This is a genomic window from secondary endosymbiont of Ctenarytaina eucalypti, assembly GCF_000287335.1.
Taxonomy (GTDB): domain Bacteria; phylum Pseudomonadota; class Gammaproteobacteria; order Enterobacterales; family Enterobacteriaceae.
In genome coordinates, this window is sequence record NC_018419.1 from 1,007,432 (window position 1) to 1,025,716 (window position 18,285).

The 18,285-nt window shown below is 41.4% G+C and carries 6 protein-coding genes and 1 tRNA gene; all 7 read left to right on the forward strand.

Annotated elements, in window-relative coordinates:
• Positions 1 to 9 precede the first annotated feature (9 nt).
• The 7 genes from mnmE to A359_RS02860 all read left to right on the forward strand — a co-directional run bounded on the left by mnmE (position 10) and on the right by A359_RS02860 (position 17,160).
• Positions 10 to 1,377, forward strand: a complete 1,368-nt coding sequence (mnmE, locus tag A359_RS02835) for a tRNA uridine-5-carboxymethylaminomethyl(34) synthesis GTPase MnmE (RefSeq protein WP_014888352.1) — start codon at positions 10 to 12, stop codon at positions 1,375 to 1,377.
• Between the two features lie 1,315 nt (positions 1,378 to 2,692).
• Positions 2,693 to 6,265: an exodeoxyribonuclease V subunit beta gene (gene recB, locus A359_RS02840; RefSeq protein WP_014888353.1), complete on the forward strand. Its 3,573-nt coding sequence runs from the start codon at positions 2,693 to 2,695 to the stop codon at positions 6,263 to 6,265.
• A 3,745-nt stretch (positions 6,266 to 10,010) separates the two neighbouring features.
• Positions 10,011 to 10,087 (forward strand) — tRNA-Pro (locus A359_RS02845).
• Between the two features lie 1,227 nt (positions 10,088 to 11,314).
• The gene (gene tsaD / locus A359_RS02850) at positions 11,315 to 12,340 is read left to right on the forward strand and encodes a tRNA (adenosine(37)-N6)-threonylcarbamoyltransferase complex transferase subunit TsaD (RefSeq protein ID WP_014888355.1); all 1,026 of its coding nucleotides are present in this window, start codon (positions 11,315 to 11,317) and stop codon (positions 12,338 to 12,340) included.
• Between the two features lie 737 nt (positions 12,341 to 13,077).
• Positions 13,078 to 13,434 (forward strand): dihydroneopterin aldolase, encoded by a 357-nt coding sequence (gene folB / locus A359_RS02855; RefSeq protein WP_014888356.1) that lies wholly within the window; start codon positions 13,078 to 13,080, stop codon positions 13,432 to 13,434.
• A 3,168-nt stretch (positions 13,435 to 16,602) separates the two neighbouring features.
• Positions 16,603 to 16,716, forward strand: coding sequence for a hypothetical protein (locus tag A359_RS04570; RefSeq protein WP_407635084.1), 114 nt, complete (start codon positions 16,603 to 16,605; stop codon positions 16,714 to 16,716).
• Between the two features lie 195 nt (positions 16,717 to 16,911).
• Positions 16,912 to 17,160, forward strand: a complete 249-nt coding sequence (locus tag A359_RS02860) for a hypothetical protein (RefSeq protein WP_014888360.1) — start codon at positions 16,912 to 16,914, stop codon at positions 17,158 to 17,160.
• The last annotated feature ends 1,125 nt before the right edge of the window (positions 17,161 to 18,285 follow it).

The window sequence follows — 18,285 nt, forward strand, 5'->3', positions numbered from 1 at the left end:
AGCATGTGAATGAGTCAGATGGATACTATTATTGCTCTTGCCACTCCGCCAGGTCGTGGCGGAGTCGGCATTCTCCGCGTCTCTGGCGCCCTATCTGCTAAGGTGGCTTGTATGCTACTCGGTAAGCTGCCGCAGCCTCGGAGGGCAGAATATTGGCCGTTTCGTAACGAGGACGGCTCTACGATTGATCAGGGTATCGCCCTCTTCTTCCCGGGCCCCCATTCCTTTACCGGTGAAGATGTCTTAGAATTACAAGCGCATGGCGGCCCGGTGATCCTAGATCTGTTGCTGCAGCGCATTGTATCAACGCCAGGGGTGCGCATTGCCCATCCTGGTGAGTTTTCGCAACGCGCCTTTCTTAATGAAAAGATAGATCTTGCGCAGGCAGAGGCAATTATAGATCTCATTGATGCGAGCTCGGTGCAAGCTGCCCGCTCCGCGATGAACTCATTACAAGGGGCGTTTTCCCGGCGTATTCATGACTTAGTGGAGATGCTCACAAGCCTAAGAATCTATGTCGAAGCCGCTATAGACTTCCCTGATGAAGATATTGATCCCCTGTCTGATGGTAAAATTGAAGCGAGTTTGAACGCGATTATCGCCAGCCTTGATGGCGTACGTATCGCAGCACGCCAGGGTAGTCTTTTACGTGAAGGCATAAAAGTAGTGATTGCCGGTAAGCCGAATGCTGGAAAATCTAGCCTGCTAAACGCGCTAGTGGGTCGCGAAGTTGCCATTGTTACGACAATCGCCGGTACAACACGGGATGTGTTGCGTGAACATATCCATCTAGACGGTGGAATGCCTCTGCACATTATAGATACCGCAGGCTTGCGTGAGGCTCAAGATGAAGTGGAGAAGATCGGCATTAAGCATGCTTGGCGTGAAATCGAACAGGCGGATCATGTTCTACTAATAGTAGATGCGACTATTACCCCTGTGAATGAGTCAGATATGCTTTGGCCGACGTTCATTGCCCGGTTGCCCCCCGGCATGCCAATGACATTAGTGCGCAATAAAGTCGACTTGACTGGTGAACGAATTTCTATTATGCAATGCAATTGTTACAAACTGATCACTCTTTGTGCTCAGTCGGGGGTTGGAGTGGACCTACTGCGTAACCATTTGAAAGAAAGCGTAGGTTTTACCGGTAGCCATGAGGGGGGATTTTTAGCCCGAAGACGCCATTTGAACGCGCTAGAAAATGCTGCTACGCACTTGCAGAAAGGGAAAGAACACTTCGTATTTACTTATTCTACAGAGCTTCTAGCGGAAGAATTGAGACTAGCGCAATCAATGCTGAGTGAAATTACCGGTGAAGTCAGTGCTGATGACCTGCTAGGAAGGATTTTTTCTAGTTTCTGCATTGGAAAGTGAATCTCATTTTTTAAGACATACTTTCATACTACGTCATAACTAACGATAAAACTACAGTGCTTTTTGCATGCATAAGAAATGACGACATCTTATCTGTTATCGTAAAGATGTTCTCTACAAAACTCTCTTCTATACGGATAAAGTCTAATATAATCATATTGTTAATACCTTTCATCATTTACACCGTTTTTTTAATTTTCCTGACAATCAGTCAGGGAGTGATGTGAAGCAACGCGCTTTTAGGTAATGATATGATGAGGTCACCAAAAGTAGTGTAACGTATCTTTTCATAAAAAAATTTTAACATTACTGTCCAGATCAACTGACAGCGTATTTTCCAAAGTTGTGAGGCGCTCTAAGCGTATCTATCTATAAAACCCTATTGCTTTATGAATAAAAATTTACTTTTATAGAAACTGAAATGACAGAACGTTACTCAGCTGCGGACATGAATCACAGTGATCATGATGAAGCGTATGTTTAGTTTTAGCTAAGGATGTTTACAGTACATCATTGATGTGAAGCGTGCTGTAGCCTTACTCCCCGTCTGCTAAAATGCCTAGATTGTTCGTGCCTGAAAAATAGAGATGAAAATAGCGTCTATCAGCATATAAACATCAAGAAATGACAGGATTAAGTGTTGCGCTCTTGTTAGCACTGATCGTTGAATGTAGAGTACAGTAGACTTGACTGTTTAGAAGTGTGGTGTTTCTAAGACTATAGAATATTATCAACGTCGTATAATAGCACATGGCGTGAGATAAGAAATGATTGTTGTTGCTTGATCGCACAGCAGTAGCAGCTATACATGAGCCCTGCCGGCTTTGATACAGAAGATTTGACTTATTCTAAAAGAATCTGTAGCTAATAGGCATTGAAGACGCAATGCACTATCATGATTTTCTGTTAAAGAAAATCAAGACGATCCTTCGGTATGCCTTTATGACGTATAAAAAAATCGATTAAGCTAGTCGATATAGTATGGCCATAATCATGTGCTTTTGAAGCAAAAGTTAAGCTGCAGTGTTAAATTGAGTCACGAAAAGTAGGTTATTTCTGGCGTTCACGAGCAGCAGAACTTTTTGATATGTCTATCTTAGTTCCCAAGATTATTGGGAGCAGCATCCGATGCTCATTGACGATACTGTGTAGGTAAGAGAAAAAACATAAATATGACTAAAGATCTCACCTTATGACGCTTTTAAAAATAATTAAGATTATCCTCCTGGCATGACGCAGGAGGAGCGTTGCTAATAGCACAGTGTGCATGCGATTTATTTGATGAAAAAAATAACATAGGAAAGCTATTTCGTTGATGAATGCTGAGAGTCTTAACCCTCTCACCTTGCCGCTGCAAGGAGTGCGTCTTATTGAAGCTTCGGCGGGAACCGGAAAAACCTACACTCTTGCTGTGCTCTACCTTAGACTACTGCTTGGCTTAGGGGGCGAAGCTGCATATTCTCGCCCCCTAAGCGTGAAAGAAATATTGGTGGTGACATTTACCGAGGTTGCTACCGAAGAGTTGCGATGCCGTATCCGTAAAAATATACATAATCTCCGGTTAGCCTGTTTACAGGGTACCAGCGAAGATCCCTTACTGTCATCTCTATTGGCGCAGATCAACGATTTTCGGCTTGCAGCATGTTATCTTTTGGCGGCAGAGCGACAGATAGATGAGGCAGCGATTCATACCATCCACGGCTTCTGCCAGAGAATCCTTCATCACTATGCTATGGAGTCCGGTATGTTTTTTCAGCAAACATTGATAGAGGATGAATCGTTTTTACGCCAGCAAGTAAGCGATGACTTTTGGCGCCGGCATTGTTATTTATTACCGCTAGACATTGCACGCATAGTACAGAAATATTGGGAGGGGCCGGAGCAGCTTCTTGCAGAACTGCTACCGTATCTCCAAGGCGAGATGCCGGTTTTTCCTAACCCGCCTGATATAACCGAGCCGATCATTGCGCGGCATGCGCGTATCATCGCTGCCATCGACGCCCTAAAGCAAAAATGGCGCGAGTCGTCCGTTGCACTTAGGGAAATCTTTGATAATTATACACTCAACCACTTGATCTCTAATAAGAAGAATCTATCAACTTGGCTTGAAAAAATCGATTTTTGGGCGAGTAACTCAACTATAGATTATCAGGTGCCGGATGAGTTAGCGAATTTTAAAATCTCCGCATTAGGGAAAATAATCACTGACGGTGAGCCACCTAAGCATGAACTTTTTTTCGCAATAGAAGCTTTTTTTCAGCAGAAGCTCTCGCTACGCGAGCTGATTTTCGTCATGGCTCTAGTAGAAATACGCCGGTCTCTTGAGGAGGAAAAAAAGCAGCGAGCAGAGATCGGATTCGACGATTTGCTGAGTCTTCTGGATCGTACGCTGTCAGCAGGTGATTCAGCCTTGTGTAAGTCACTGCGCACGCGCTATCCAGTGGCAATAATCGATGAATTTCAGGATACTGACCCACAGCAGTACCGTATTTTCCGCCAGATTTATAGTAGCCATATCACCTGTGCGTTGTTATTAATAGGCGACCCAAAACAGGCTATTTATGCGTTTCGTGGAGCCGATATTTTCACCTACATGCGAGCTCGTAGTGAAGTAGATGCTTATTATACCCTTGACACAAACTGGCGGTCTTCGGCAGGGATGATCAATGCAGTAAATCAACTGTTCCAAAATCTTTATATGCCGTTTATTTTCAGCGCTATTCCTTTTTTTTCTGTGAGGTCTGTCGACAGAAATACCGGCCTGCGCCTAGTAGTACAACAGCAGTCTCAACCGGCGCTACGCATCTGGCTACAATCAGGCGGTGCTGTAAGTATAAGGGAGTACCAAGAATGCATGGCGCATCAGTGTGCCGTAACCATTCGAGAATGGCTAGATGCAGCACGCTTAGGTAAAGCCTGGCTTGAAGGGCGACAAGGAAATCAGGCCCTACGGGCGTCAGATATTACCGTACTGGTGCGGAATCGTAATGAGGGCACACTGGTACGCACAGCGTTAGCGGCTCTCAAGATCCCCGCGGTGTATCTATCTAACCGGGATAGTGTCTTCGAAACACTCGAGGCCCGTGAATTGCAATTTATCCTGCAAGCAGTCTTAGCACCTGAGAACAATACCTGGATGCGCCTTGCCCTATCCACCAGGCTGCTGGGATTGAATGCCGCAGCTCTTGATGTGCTGAATAATGATGAAGACCGATGGGAGAAGTGGTTTGAAGAGTTTTCCCGCTATCGTGAGCGCTGGAAAAAACACGGTGTACTGCCCATGCTACGCCAAATACTGATTAACTATCGGCTTGCTGAAAGACTTTTAGCAAGCGAGAGAGGCGAACGCAGACTGACTGACGTACTGCATATAGGAGAACTACTGCAGGAAGCCTCTATGAAGCTCGAAAACGAATTTTCACTGGTCCGTTGGCTTATTCTGCAAGTGGAATCTCCACAACCACAGGTGAAAAATCAGCAATTACGGCTCGAAAGCGATGCTCATCTAGTGCAAATTATAACGGTACACAAATCTAAAGGGCTGGAGTTCCCCATAGTGTTCTTGCCGTTTCCGGCTGATTTTCGATTGAACAAGCAACCACTGTTTCACAATCGTGCGTCTTACACCGCCTGCCTGGATCTCAGTAAGGATGCAGAAAGTTTACGGTTGGCAGAAGAAGAGCGGTTGGCAGAAGATGTGCGTCTTTTATACGTGGCGCTAACACGCTCTATCTACCATTGCAGTCTCGGCATTGCACCGTTATTCCGTAGTAGACGTAAAAAAACTGGAGTTAGCGATCTGCATTTAAGTGCACTTGGCTACCTCATTCAGCAGGGGAAGGCATGTGATGCAAATGTTTTGCATAAGCGCCTCGCGGCGCTGGTGAGGCGTGCCGGCGGCGATATAGCATTAAGAAAGACCCTAAAAGTAACGGGGACACCGCTTACGGCCGCACCTGCACCTTTGCCCGTTCTCGGTGCGCGTAGTTTTCCTGGACTTCAGCGCGATCCCTGGCGCGTGACTAGCTATACCGGACTTCAGCGGTACTTTAGTCCCGCGGTAATGGCGCTGAAGCAGTCGTCCAGATTAGATGTGGGCGTCAGGAGTTCTGGTAGGCAGCAGAAAAGGCTCTCGTTGACACCACATACCTTTCCACGCGGTGTATTACCGGGGCTATTTCTGCATGATCTATTTAAAACGCTAGATTTCAACCGCCCCGTAGACCCAAAGTGGCTGAATCAAAAATTAGCGGAGCAGGGCATTGAAGCGCTTTGGCTTCCAGCGATAACTCACTGGCTGGAATGTGTTATTGCTATGCCGCTGGATGGTAACTCACTCACTTTAGCGCACCTAGGACCTAACAGGCGATATTCTGAATTGCCGTTTTATATGTCTATCGATGCAACAGTGCAGGCGCGCGATCTGGACCGCCTTTGCAAACGCCATGATGCACTTTCAGCACGTTGCCTTCAGCTGGCTTTTCCTCCGGTCAAAGGAATACTAAAAGGTTTTATCGACTTAGTTTTTCACTGGCAGGATCGTTATTACTTATTAGACTATAAAGCTAACTGGCTGGGAAAAGATAGTAGCGCCTACACGCAGTCGGCAATAGAGGAAGCAATGATCCTTCATCGGTATGATTTACAATATCAGCTTTATACAGTGGCGCTACATCGATTTTTACGTCATCGTTTGGTGAATTATGAGTATCATCGTAACTTTGGCGGAGTATATTATCTTTTTCTGCGTGGTTTCGATGCACCGACCCTAGGAAATAGTATTTTCTATTGCCGGCCAGACATAGCCTTAGTCGATGGACTGGACAACTTATTTATCGGTAATAAAATTGCTACCGATGGCGAAAGCCTTTCAAAAAGCATGGAGTGAATCTAATAAATAATTATTTTTGATCATTAGATATCTTATGCATACTCAATAGTAGAGGATGCCGATATTGTCAAGTGACCCTGGAAGTATTACTAAAAAAGCGCTTTGATGACACTTATTATTTCAAACGATGCGCATTTGATCATTATCAAAACTTACATAACTCTCACCTTTTTTTATGAATTAGCACATACTTTTTCCATGCAGTGTAAAATATTTCCGTTAGGCCTGGTATCTTTGAAAAAGCTCACATAACTTCCTTCTGAAGCTATTTTTAACCGCTCTATGGGGCGCATAGTTTGTTAGCTGGTCAACATTGATTACCTCGCCGCAGTAAAACAAGGAGCCTTATTTTCTTCTTCAAGTGTAATCCCCTGTACTAGACATTATGACAGTAACCTATATCGTAATTATAGCTAGCAAAGCCGATGCTATCAGGAAGATGAATACAAAATAATAAATCACAGCACACATGTTTTATTTTATCTTTCCATCTACCGATCGATGAGGAAAATGCCTTTGTCTGGGCTTGTCGTATGATGCTGACAGAGACAGGAAGTGCTACTTAAAAAACGTTAAGAATAGTGTGATACATAATTCAATAGATCCTGTGATCACGCGTTGCGGTTGTATGCGGACATGCAATATCTTTTTTTTGATTTTTCCCAAAAATACCAGCTTGTCTATTGTAGCGGCAGACCTGCTGCGTTTAAAATGTGGGAAGAGACATGCTGTAATGCCCTCAAAGAACAGTGAAATAATCAATTAGTTATTATCAGATTTTAATGGTCCTACCCGTCTAGAAAAGTGGGTTGCGATGCCGTCTAGGGGATATGTCCAGCATTGACGCGGATTGCATCAATAATCAAGAATCATGCCATTCTCGCATAACAGTTAGTAAGAATTTTAAAAATGTTGAGTCTTCTACGTTATATTTATAATAACTGCAATGCAATGTAATACAAAGATTAATCGGCTGATACAGCTGATAGCTTACACTCTGTTATCGCAATCAACGTTTTTGTATCTAGCAATAGTTGACTGATCTATTGAGCACCGCCAGAACACGTAACAATGTGTAGAAATCTCTTTAAGTTTGCTAGAGTGAGTGTTATGTAACGATCACCTGGTCATCGAGACCAGTGGGTAACATAGACTCAGAAAGCATAGCTCATCATGAGCTGTTTTCTGCTTTTCATAAATCTAGCGACTTAGCGAAGAAGGCAAGTTATTACTTCGGGGGCAAGGTAGTATAGTGCCCTCTTTTAGTTTAAAAAGGAGGTCTGCCTAATCATATAAGAGGGCATGACTATAATAGTGTTCAGCTAAGGGTATTGGTGATAGAGATGATGAGGGAACCGTACCGAAGGGTATTTCTAGGAATCCTTCAGAACATATGCATCCCCTCATAAAGAGTTTCTTAAAATTTATTCTTGATCAGTACTAATTGATGCAATATAGCTAATGCAAAACAATGCATGGGAAGAGTATTTGACAGGATATGACTATCAATTATACGCGCTCAAGATAAATCACGACCCATGATCTATCCTCAAGGCCAGTGCCACTGCGTAGCCTAAGACCGAAGAGAACACCGCTAACATGCTAGCATCGCTGATGCCCGTTACACTAAACACTTTACAAAGATTTTCAGCTATTAACATAAATAAAGAATAGCTTTTACGATAATATACCTCATCTTCAACAGCTATAGAAATGATTGTATACCACCAGAACTTATTGCAGCAAAATAATTAAGACTCTACTGTCTGATTTCATTAAGAGCGTTAGAACAACATACTAGCCCTATAGCGCTCGCTCTGATAGTCTTGTTGCATAAAGAAATATTATTAAAACTCAACGCACGGTGAAATGCGCAGCACGTTAGTAAAATCTATTTAAGGATGCTTTATATAATTTCCCGCGTCTTTCTGACGACGAATGAAGTTAATCAAAAAAGAGATAGTCTATAGTGAGCAATAAAAGCCTTAACGTAATACACTATTCGAAATAATTATTGGTGCTCGTAGTTGACTAAGTCATTACAGATTTTTCTGTTTCATGTTGTAGTGGGCTAGTCTTAAGTGTGACCTCATGTATGCAATTTTGCTATTCAAGTGACTATTACTGTATTTATTCTTGATATTATCAGACCCGAAGCACTGAGGTTCTTGCGACTAAACACCGAAAAGTTTCCGCTGCTTGGAGATTGTTAAAACTCTGCATCGCTTCAATTTCTATTGCGCCGGTAAATTAATCGGATTCATCTGTATCGGTATTTTCATGTGTCTAATGATAACTGATGCGTTTAGGTTACGTCCTATATCATAACTCTGAGTTTTTTAAAACGTTATAGAAGTAATCAATGTCGATTACTAAGGGAAAAATCTGGTTAGTAGTTTAACCCAGAGCTGGTCTTGTTGGCATACGTCCTTGATACTAATCAGTGTGCAGGACAATAGAGGTCATTGCTTGATGCTATGCACGATAACCTCCTACAACATAACGAGTACTTTTTCGCTATACGGAGTAAGGACCGATTTTTTAAGCGCTGTGTGAAAACCATAATAGGCTGCATACAGTCATTTTTTATTGATCATACAGTGGACATAGATTCATGCGGTCCATGACAGCATGTTGCTGTTTATGTGAAGGAAAGATGCTAGGGAACCGAATTATGCTGTCATCGAGCGCACTATTAGATGAACTGCTTCCCATGAAGCGCTTGTTGGAATTCGTTTAGGCATGTTCAGTATTGGCGCATATATAACAGGTGTAGTCATTTCGTAAACATCTTTGTTTTTTATAGATCACACTGTCGTTCTGGTGTTAATTTTTAGTGGCATATATGCCTCATCTCAGATGCACCTAATTGTTATGAAACTTAACTCTTCATCATCTGAGTTTTTGGAGAGCAAGGGACTTACTATGCTGACAGCATGAAATTTTCATTTCACATATTGCTTGTAAGCACAATCCGCATTTTAGATAGTCAGAGAATGTCATAATATTGCTATAGCTTAGAATAAAGACTTTAGTCTAGAGTACTTTTCAGTAAACGGAAAAACCTTCTACTCCCTTGGAGGGGCCTCTGGTATTGCCTCGAAGTATTAGAAAATATGCATCTCTTTGCATATAGTCTAGAGCATCTTTTGGGTATATTATTCGATCGCAGGTATTGAGATGATGCACGATCATAATTATAGCTGAACCATGCCGGGATTGAAAAAATAGCTGCATGCAATATAGGCGCATCACTGCTATTCAATCACCCATAGCAGTTGAGTGGCGCTATTAATTCGTGAGCTCAGAACCCAGCTGAAGATTGGGTTGAAACTCATATCTGAGAAAAATTTGATGATGCGTTCATGCCTGTCAGCAGCTATCTTTGATAGTATATAATATAGACCAAGGGTTTTTTATACTTCTCAAGAATATGTGATAATTCAATCTTGAGTTGAGGTAGAAATTGCTCTATAATATAGGCATCAAGCTATTTGTACTATCAGACAGTTAAAAAAGCTTTCCTTGAAAAACAACCACAGTTATCTTTCGACTCAGGTCAACGGTGCGGGTTACTCTTATAAAAAATGCAATACATTATACTATCATAGGCGATAATATAACGAAGAGGTTAATCAATAACAATATTTTATGGTCAAACAGATACTTAACACTCAAACAGCAGTTAAGGTCAGGTGCTGCACGCATAGCAGGACAAGCTAGTATTAATATATAAAGACATCGGCATGTAGCGCAGCCTGGTAGCGCACCGTCATGGGGTGGCGGTGGTCGGAGGTTCAAATCCTCTCATGCCGACCAGATTACCCTTGAAGATTTTAATAATTTTCTTTTTAATATAAATTAAGCAATGTGAATTCTTATACGATCCTAGTATAGGAATAATAATTTCATCAGTCTGCTCATATAAAGTAGCGTAAAAATAGTATTTTCTTGATGTTGTTTTAGGATTCTTAAAAAAATACAACAAAGATGAAGCATCTCTTCCCTCTGTAGAACAAGGGAAGAGATGCTTAGATTTAATAATACCGATACGATCTCAGGCGCTCACTGCTTAGACTACAAGATGTGTTTAAATATGCTACACTCGGTTAATGCTACTCGGTAAAGTGCAACTATATATGCCTCAAAGCATTGTCGATATAGATATAAATAGCGCTCGATGCAGGGACGTATGTTGAATCAATTTTTTGCTATCTTTTTAGTAAATATATTTTCTATATTACATACAGTCATCGATGTAAACAATAAAGCTATAAAACAGGCTTCTGATAACGCAACTCCCAGTACGGCTGGCATTCATTTGCGTGAGAAAATTTTTATTACATAAAAAAGAGCGTGTAACGCAGATTTAATTGCATGGTAATATTCTGAGATTTAACTTTTCGGTATTATTACAAGCGTCATCTAATGAATCGCTGTAACCATACTGATGATTCATATACATTTGAATTTTAATAGATGGGCCTTGCACCTGAAAACTGGCTATTTTAGCTACCGAAGATTATTGATAATATCATGTCTTTTTACGCATTATCACTTATGCCTTCATAAGCTGTTTTTAACACTATAGTAGAATGCTATGCTGATAAAAAAGTTTTTTACAAGACAAATCTTACTATCTCGAATCTATAGTTCTCTACTTAGATACCGAATTATTAAAAAAACTTTTTTAGAGAGTCACTTGTTCCTTGAATCGAAAATCATAATTATGTTTATTCAACAAAATATTTTTTACTAACATTCGCTTTTTGGGACAGTATGAGTTTATTATACAAGGAAAGTTACTTACACACATTATGATGTATGATACGATCGCGATTAATGAAAGTATTGTATCATCAAACTAACGGATAACAATAGCAGAATCGCGGTCGCTCGACATGGAATCGTCCTGTAAAATCTGTCATTTATGGGTAAGTAAGCGTTCATAATAACCGAAAAAACGGGCTGATTTACCCCTAAAATGTGATCTATACGATCCTCAGCGGCAAAAATATAATTACATGTTCGCCGAAAAGGTGGTTAATGATTACGTGCGTATTAGGCATTGAGACCTCATGCGATGAAAACTGCGCGGCAATTTACGATCAGAATAAAGGATTGATAGCTAATCAACTGCATAGCCAGGTGAAACTGCATGTCCCTTATGGCGGAGTAGTTCCGGAATTAGCGTCCCGAGATCATGTCCGTAAGACTGTACCGCTTATTCAGGCGGCGATGTCCCAGGCCGGCCTAAAAGCATCGGACATCCACGGGGTAGCCTATACTTCCGGACCAGGGCTGGCAGGGGCGTTGATTGTGGGGGCTACTATCGGCCGCGCGCTAGCCTATGCCTGGCGCGTACCGGCTGTCGCTGTGCACCACATGGAGGGACATCTTCTATCACCTATGCTAGAAGAAAGGGTGCCCACCCCCCCGTTTGTAGCGTTGCTGGTTTCTGGTGGGCATACCCAGCTTATCGCAGTGACAAAGATTGGCGACTATCGAGTTCTAGGAGAGTCTATGGATGATGCCGTCGGTGAAGCATTCGATAAAACCGCCAAGCTTCTTGGGCTAGATTATCCTGGGGGAGCGCTACTAGCGGATCTGGCAAAGCAGGGCGTGCCGGGACGTTATACTTTTCCGCGTCCTATGACTGCCCGGCCGGGGTTATCATTCAGCTTCTCGGGGTTAAAAACCTTTGCTGCTAATACTTTTCTTTCTGGGGCTGATGATCAGCAGACTCGTTCAGATATTGCTCGTGCATTTGAAGACGCCGTGGTAGAGACTTTAATGATAAAATGCCGCCGTGCGCTCGATATCACCGGCTTCCGGCGATTAGTGATGGCGGGTGGGGTCAGTGCTAATCAAGCCCTAAGAGAATGTCTTGGAAAAATGATGCACAAGCGATGCGGGGAGGTATTCTACGCCCGCCCTGAGTTTTGTACGGATAATGGCGCTATGATTGCTTATGCTGGAATGGTGCGACTACAAGGTGGAGCCCGGGAAAATCTAGATATATCCGTACGGCCGCGTTGGCCACTAGATCAATTACCGTCCCTTAGCACCTGAGAGACGGTAATTGATCTAGTGGAATAATATCCCGAATGTTATCGAGATCAACAAATTCCGCTTTTTTATGTGCCAAAAAGGCTGCATGTTATCGTAGTAGCGTTAAAGTATCAGCGCTAGGAGAGTGTTGAGCCCGAGAATCTGAAAGACAGCCTGAATTATTATACATAGAATAGCGCAATGCAGGGCATTATGATCGCCTTATGAAGAATAGCCAGAGAGGAATACAGTTAGAAGCCAATGTGCTCAGTATTATACTAAAAAAGATCATGCCCAATCGGAGGACACACCATCTTATTGAATTTTCGATCCCTTGCATACAACTAACGTTAAAGAAAAAACACCCATGGACGAAAACGGTAACAGTTGCCATGTAAGCAAGTGAAAATGTGGTTAATTCGAGATTGTAGGTTATCTAAAATTAGAATAAACCCTTTTTTAGGATATGTAATACTGCCACGCTATCAGCGGTCAGATTACCGCTAAGCCATAGGAGATTTTTGGCGCTAGGAATGGTTATACCTCTGTTGCGTGGATCGTGTTAGTGAGAAAACCTACATATGAAAATCACATTAAAGACTAAGTTTAACAGGTAACCGAAGCCTATCATAGATAGCGCAATAGCGTTCATAACTCGAGTTTCTTTATTAACATTCATTTTATTGTACATTCTGTGAATAACATACAGAATGCTGAGGCTCATATTATCTAATAATTAGAAAAATCGAGAAGATCACATGGATATTGTATTTATTGAGCAATTAACAGTCATGGCGTTAATAGGTGTTCATGACTGGGAACAGCAGCAACTACAGAAATTGGTTTTCGACCTAGAAATGGGCTGGGACAACCGAATAGCAGCACGTAGCGATGATGTCGCCGACTGTCTGAGCTATGCAGATGTTGCTGAGGCTGTGCTATCCATCGTGATGGGAAAGCGGTTCGCTCTAGTAGAGCGCGTAGCCGAAGAGATAGCAGAGCGACTAATGATGCAGTTTTCATTGCCCTGGATACGCATAAAGATAGGTAAACCGAGCGCTATACTACAGGCGGGTAATGTGGGTGTTGTAATTATGCGGGAGCGGGGAAAGTAGCTGTATTCAATAATTTTATACAAGGCTTCCAGCTGAAATGATATACTTATGTGAAATATATGAATCTTATGATGTTATATTTTCGATAAAGTAGATATTAGTAATGTCAAATGACAGAAATATAGAGTAGTAATCTAAAGCATGGCTAATGTAAAAAAATTTTACTAAACTTCATAAAAAACAGTATGATGCTCTGTTATTCAACAGATATATTTTAACGTTTTAGTTCTGCAATCAGCAGACCACATAAAACGTTGATCTTCAATAAGCCCGCATGTTATTAACCGTTTTTTTATTCACTAGAGCATATGGGTGTATTATCTAATTAAGATGCTTCTGAAGTTCGTTACTATAAATAGTACGCAAGATACCAGATCTGACATGTTTAATCATATAACAGCTGAGTTCAATACAGCGAGTTTTTAAATAATCCTGACCTTAACTCACTGCTTGCATTAGAAGCAATGCTGTCTATGATTAAGGACATAATTAACATTACTAATGCTTACTTAGAAGACGTTGCATCAAGTAATGAGGAAGTTATGTTGTATGGATGAATAAGTTAGAAATTCATGAATATATCTTCAGCGAAGATTGTTCTTGAACAGAATTGCTAATTACCGTTATATTCAGAGAACGACTCTCATCGCAAAGTGCCTATATTTAATAGAATATAATTAGATTTCGCTTTTTTATAAGCCCTTGAAAAAATGAGATAACTTGATGTTAGCACTTATATAGCCCCCGATAAGACTATTAACACAGCTAGAAAAAAAGATGTTAATATCGGCAATAAACGTTCACATACGGTACTATGATTAATAGTGCTGTTTTTAAAACCGGCTTTAAACTTTTTAGAGAAAGACAATAGCAAAATCTAGTATTATGGTATGGAGAAATGCTTAGTAGCACCTTAGCGTCATGTTGTCTTAAACAATACTACATATACAATTATCCGTATTGATTCCTTGTAGAGCAGTATCAATATTGAAACAATTCTGCCAAGTTATCTAAAGAAAACTTACCGGGATGTCTCGGCTGCGTCGATTGATAGCGATAATAATGCATATTAGCAAAAAGATTCTATCTTGAGGAAAATAATGCAGCGCCTGCGGTTGCCTCTTAGTGCGGATGCAATATTAACTTCTCCTGACTATTATAAGAGTCACCATAGCCTTCAAAAGTAGCCCTGACCGGGGCCTCAGCTCTGATTAACTGATTTGCACTACAGTCATAATGCCCGCAATAGCCAGTACCGGCAGTACTACTCTTGCTGTACTAATTGAAGCAGTTATGCTCCGACTATTGAGTAGGTGTAAGAGCTTTTTTACATGCATGCAATCACTACTCCAAACACTAAATCTTCTTTTCACGCTCGCAAGAAAAAATATACGACGGAAGACAATAGGTTTTCGTTGAAAACATAATGTACTGCTTAGCAAAGTATTATTGTTTTGCAGATGATGCAGAAAATCAGCGTGTTTGAGAAGAGGTGTCTTTATGGCGGGCATTGCTTTCCAGATTAGCTTCTGACTGGAAACGACACCTTAGGAATTGAGAACATGATTATCAGGCCTTGCTGTCGGTCACGATTCAAAACATTATGTACCCGCAGTGTCATAATTATTATGAAATTACTGCCTACAATACTTCAATATCACCTACCTTCTGGAAAAGAAAGACATCTCTTGCTTATGTTGTCTGGCCTTTTCCCAGGCTCCGAGCTCTACCCTGCTAGGCGCTTCTGTGAAAATTGAGATGCAGCGAGTACATCTGATATGGCGAAAAACATTTATCATTGTTACGATTGAGCCTTGTTAGCCATTGATCTATCTTTTGATTCGAATGAGAACTATGAATATGGTAATTTTTACTGCTGCATGGATTTATAAAACAATTATTACACGCGCTTTAGCCTTGATGCAGCATTTTATGCTGGAAACGCTACTCTCTTTTAGCAGAGAACCTGATCCCGCTAGCAGTTTGGTTAACTGGGCAGTCGTTATAGTCGAACGTAAATAAGACTTTTACCACCCCCGAACAACGTCTTATGATCGTCAATCTGCTGGGCGTTTATTTGCTCATGATGCTCCTTTAAAAGTATCGTTACATAAATAAATCCCAATGGCAGCATAGCCTAACACGATAGTACAATGCATTGGTTAATGTGGTCAACGCCTCCAATCTAGAGAGTCATTTTATCTGACGCTAGAGTTGCTAGAAATCAGCGTTCCCTCTATAGTCGGAGTGAATATGTTAGATATTATCCGAAGTCAGGGCAATGACCATCGATATGCCCTCTTGGGTATCAACTCTCGGCACCTGAGTGATCCCACTGCCTATAAGCCGCTCGCTCAAGATATTAAAATGTTATAGGCACGGCTATACGGCTTTATGCTAGTTGTTCTGTTACTCACGCTTAACCATTCAAGTGCTATGTATACTGGAAGGAAATATTTACAGTCGAAGCTTATGAGTTTTTCGGACATGGCTTGCAATCCGTTGCCCTGACTTGCTGCTGGATGTGGTGCTGGCGATCGCGGATGCTATCTAGCGCATGATTATTACCCTTTGTTAAACCTAAAGAGTAAAAACCATTTGACAAAGAGTAATATTGTCTGACTTTGCTTTTTAATACCGCGTTGTTTAATCGCTAGTTGCGTGTGCTTCCTGCTTTTGTACTGATGCACCTCATCTTCATGATCACTATGACACGCAATAGCTAGACCGAAGCTGCTTTTAGTAGCTCATCCCAGCATGATCGATTAGCGAAATACAGTAGCTGGATTGTCAACTAAATGATCTGATTCGGTTGACGCTGCTACTGCCTGAGGGGTAGTCAGCGGTATCATCGTTACCTCGCTGCCTCTGTGATCCCCTAACTTAGTATTATGTACTCGTCTATATTTATTATTTTTAGAAGATTCTGGCTATACGGCGCGCGTTGCGTTTATCATCATACGCCGACGGAGCCTCTCGGCGTACTGGGCATATCTTTTTTCCGTGAATTATTGGATGCAGCTTTAATCTGTTCTCAGTGATAGGTGTCTGCACGCTTCATGGCCTGCGTGAGGTCCTAATGATCATGAGAATGCGACTGTTCATGTCCTTCGGTAAAAATTGTTTGCGCTTTATTTAGTAGGGCTTCTAGTCGCTAGCTTTACCGGGTTGATACTGCAATATTCGCTCATGAGCGAAGAATCGATTCCGTTCATGATGACATTTTCGGTGTATCACGTACCGAAAATAAAAAAATCTACTGCTAAAAAGAGCAATTTCTGAAAAGTTTTGTTGATATGTTCCTGTAAAACTACCGTACTAATCAGTACACTATCACAGTCCTTAACAGCCGCATTGTGCACCATAAAGCTTTATATAGCATCAATAAGTCAGTGCTAACAGCCGTAAGAAAAAACTTGAGATTTCTTCTCAAGTTGATGAATCCATGAAAATCATTAACAAGCTACGGCGCGGATAATGAGCCGAGCGATAGCTAAACAAGTGGTACTAGTGGGCATGCTAAAGACTTTTTATGCAGCTGATCAGAGGATCCTCGCCCTGCGTGAACCGAATACGTTCGAGCTTTTAGATGGAATCTCTGCTGTTATGACAAACACCCTAGGAGCGGCTGAAAGAGCAAAATTCTATGATTACTGCCTTTACGTATATGGTTATTTACTTTTCATGTGTCCTTTGTATTGCCGTCCTAGTAGCTATTTGTCGTGAAAGCAGCCACAGCTACATGCTACTGGTCTCACTATAAGGCGTGAATGCACCCTATTCGTTAGCAGCGCTGTGTTATTAGGTAGACCACATTCTATTTCAGATCATTTTTTATAGAGAGACGGTGATTGTGTCGGTGCTTGTGGTCAAGAGTTTATTTCTTACCTTCCTAATACTACTAGGTTTTTCAGATGTATCTTTCTTTGTATTAACATCTTCATCATATTGCTAGACCACTAGCTACAAAGGCTGCCCTAAAAGGGTGTAATATGTCGACCTATGTAGTTAGAGGTGCCGTGTTGATATTAGACCGCGCGGGCACGCAGGCCCCCTGCGCCCTACGCCTGCCGTTGATAGGGTCTTGATAGTATCGACACCAGAACGCTTAAAAATAACAAGCGGTCTGAGAGGTGAGTAGTAATGCTAGAGTATCATGTGCCTGCAACTTTGCCTTCTACCGAAGGCATACACTATCGTGTCTTTTTTGCACGGTTTGCGTGCGCTATTCACAGATCCTTTTGCCTTGCAAAAAATAACTAGATACGCAGGCTTGATGCCTGCCGCTCTTGAAGAGCGCGTCGCAGGCTAGCACTATTAATGGTGCAATTTTTTCAATATGTTTATGAAATCATAAAACTAAATTATTTTAAAAAAAGACATTATTTAGGCAAGGGTTAGCTTCGTTAATTTCATTCAAGATGCAACACCAGTGACTCACTAACTTACAAAAAGCAATGTAATTACAGTAGTCAGTGAACAGTATGAATAAATGGGTTAGCGATTTTTCTATGTAAAGAGCGCACGCCCTTTAGACAGCATAGCGGTCTCGTGTCTGTTCAGCTATACATGAATGAAACATAATGTAAATGGCGCGTGCGAATTAGAGGCCGGGTCGAGCTCGGTGACAGAGGCTTTTTTTATGCTGGACATGTAAGTGACGTTCTTGCTGCTTAAATACTCGTTCTAGGCGAAGTTTAAAAATCGTGAAATACAAGTAATATCTATATCAAAAAAAATAAATATTTATTTATATAAATCATTTCTTAACTAAATAAATAATATTTTTTAAAACTTTTTTCGTCAGGCGCTCTTAAAGAGCAAAAGAAAGATACTACTTTTTTATTCATA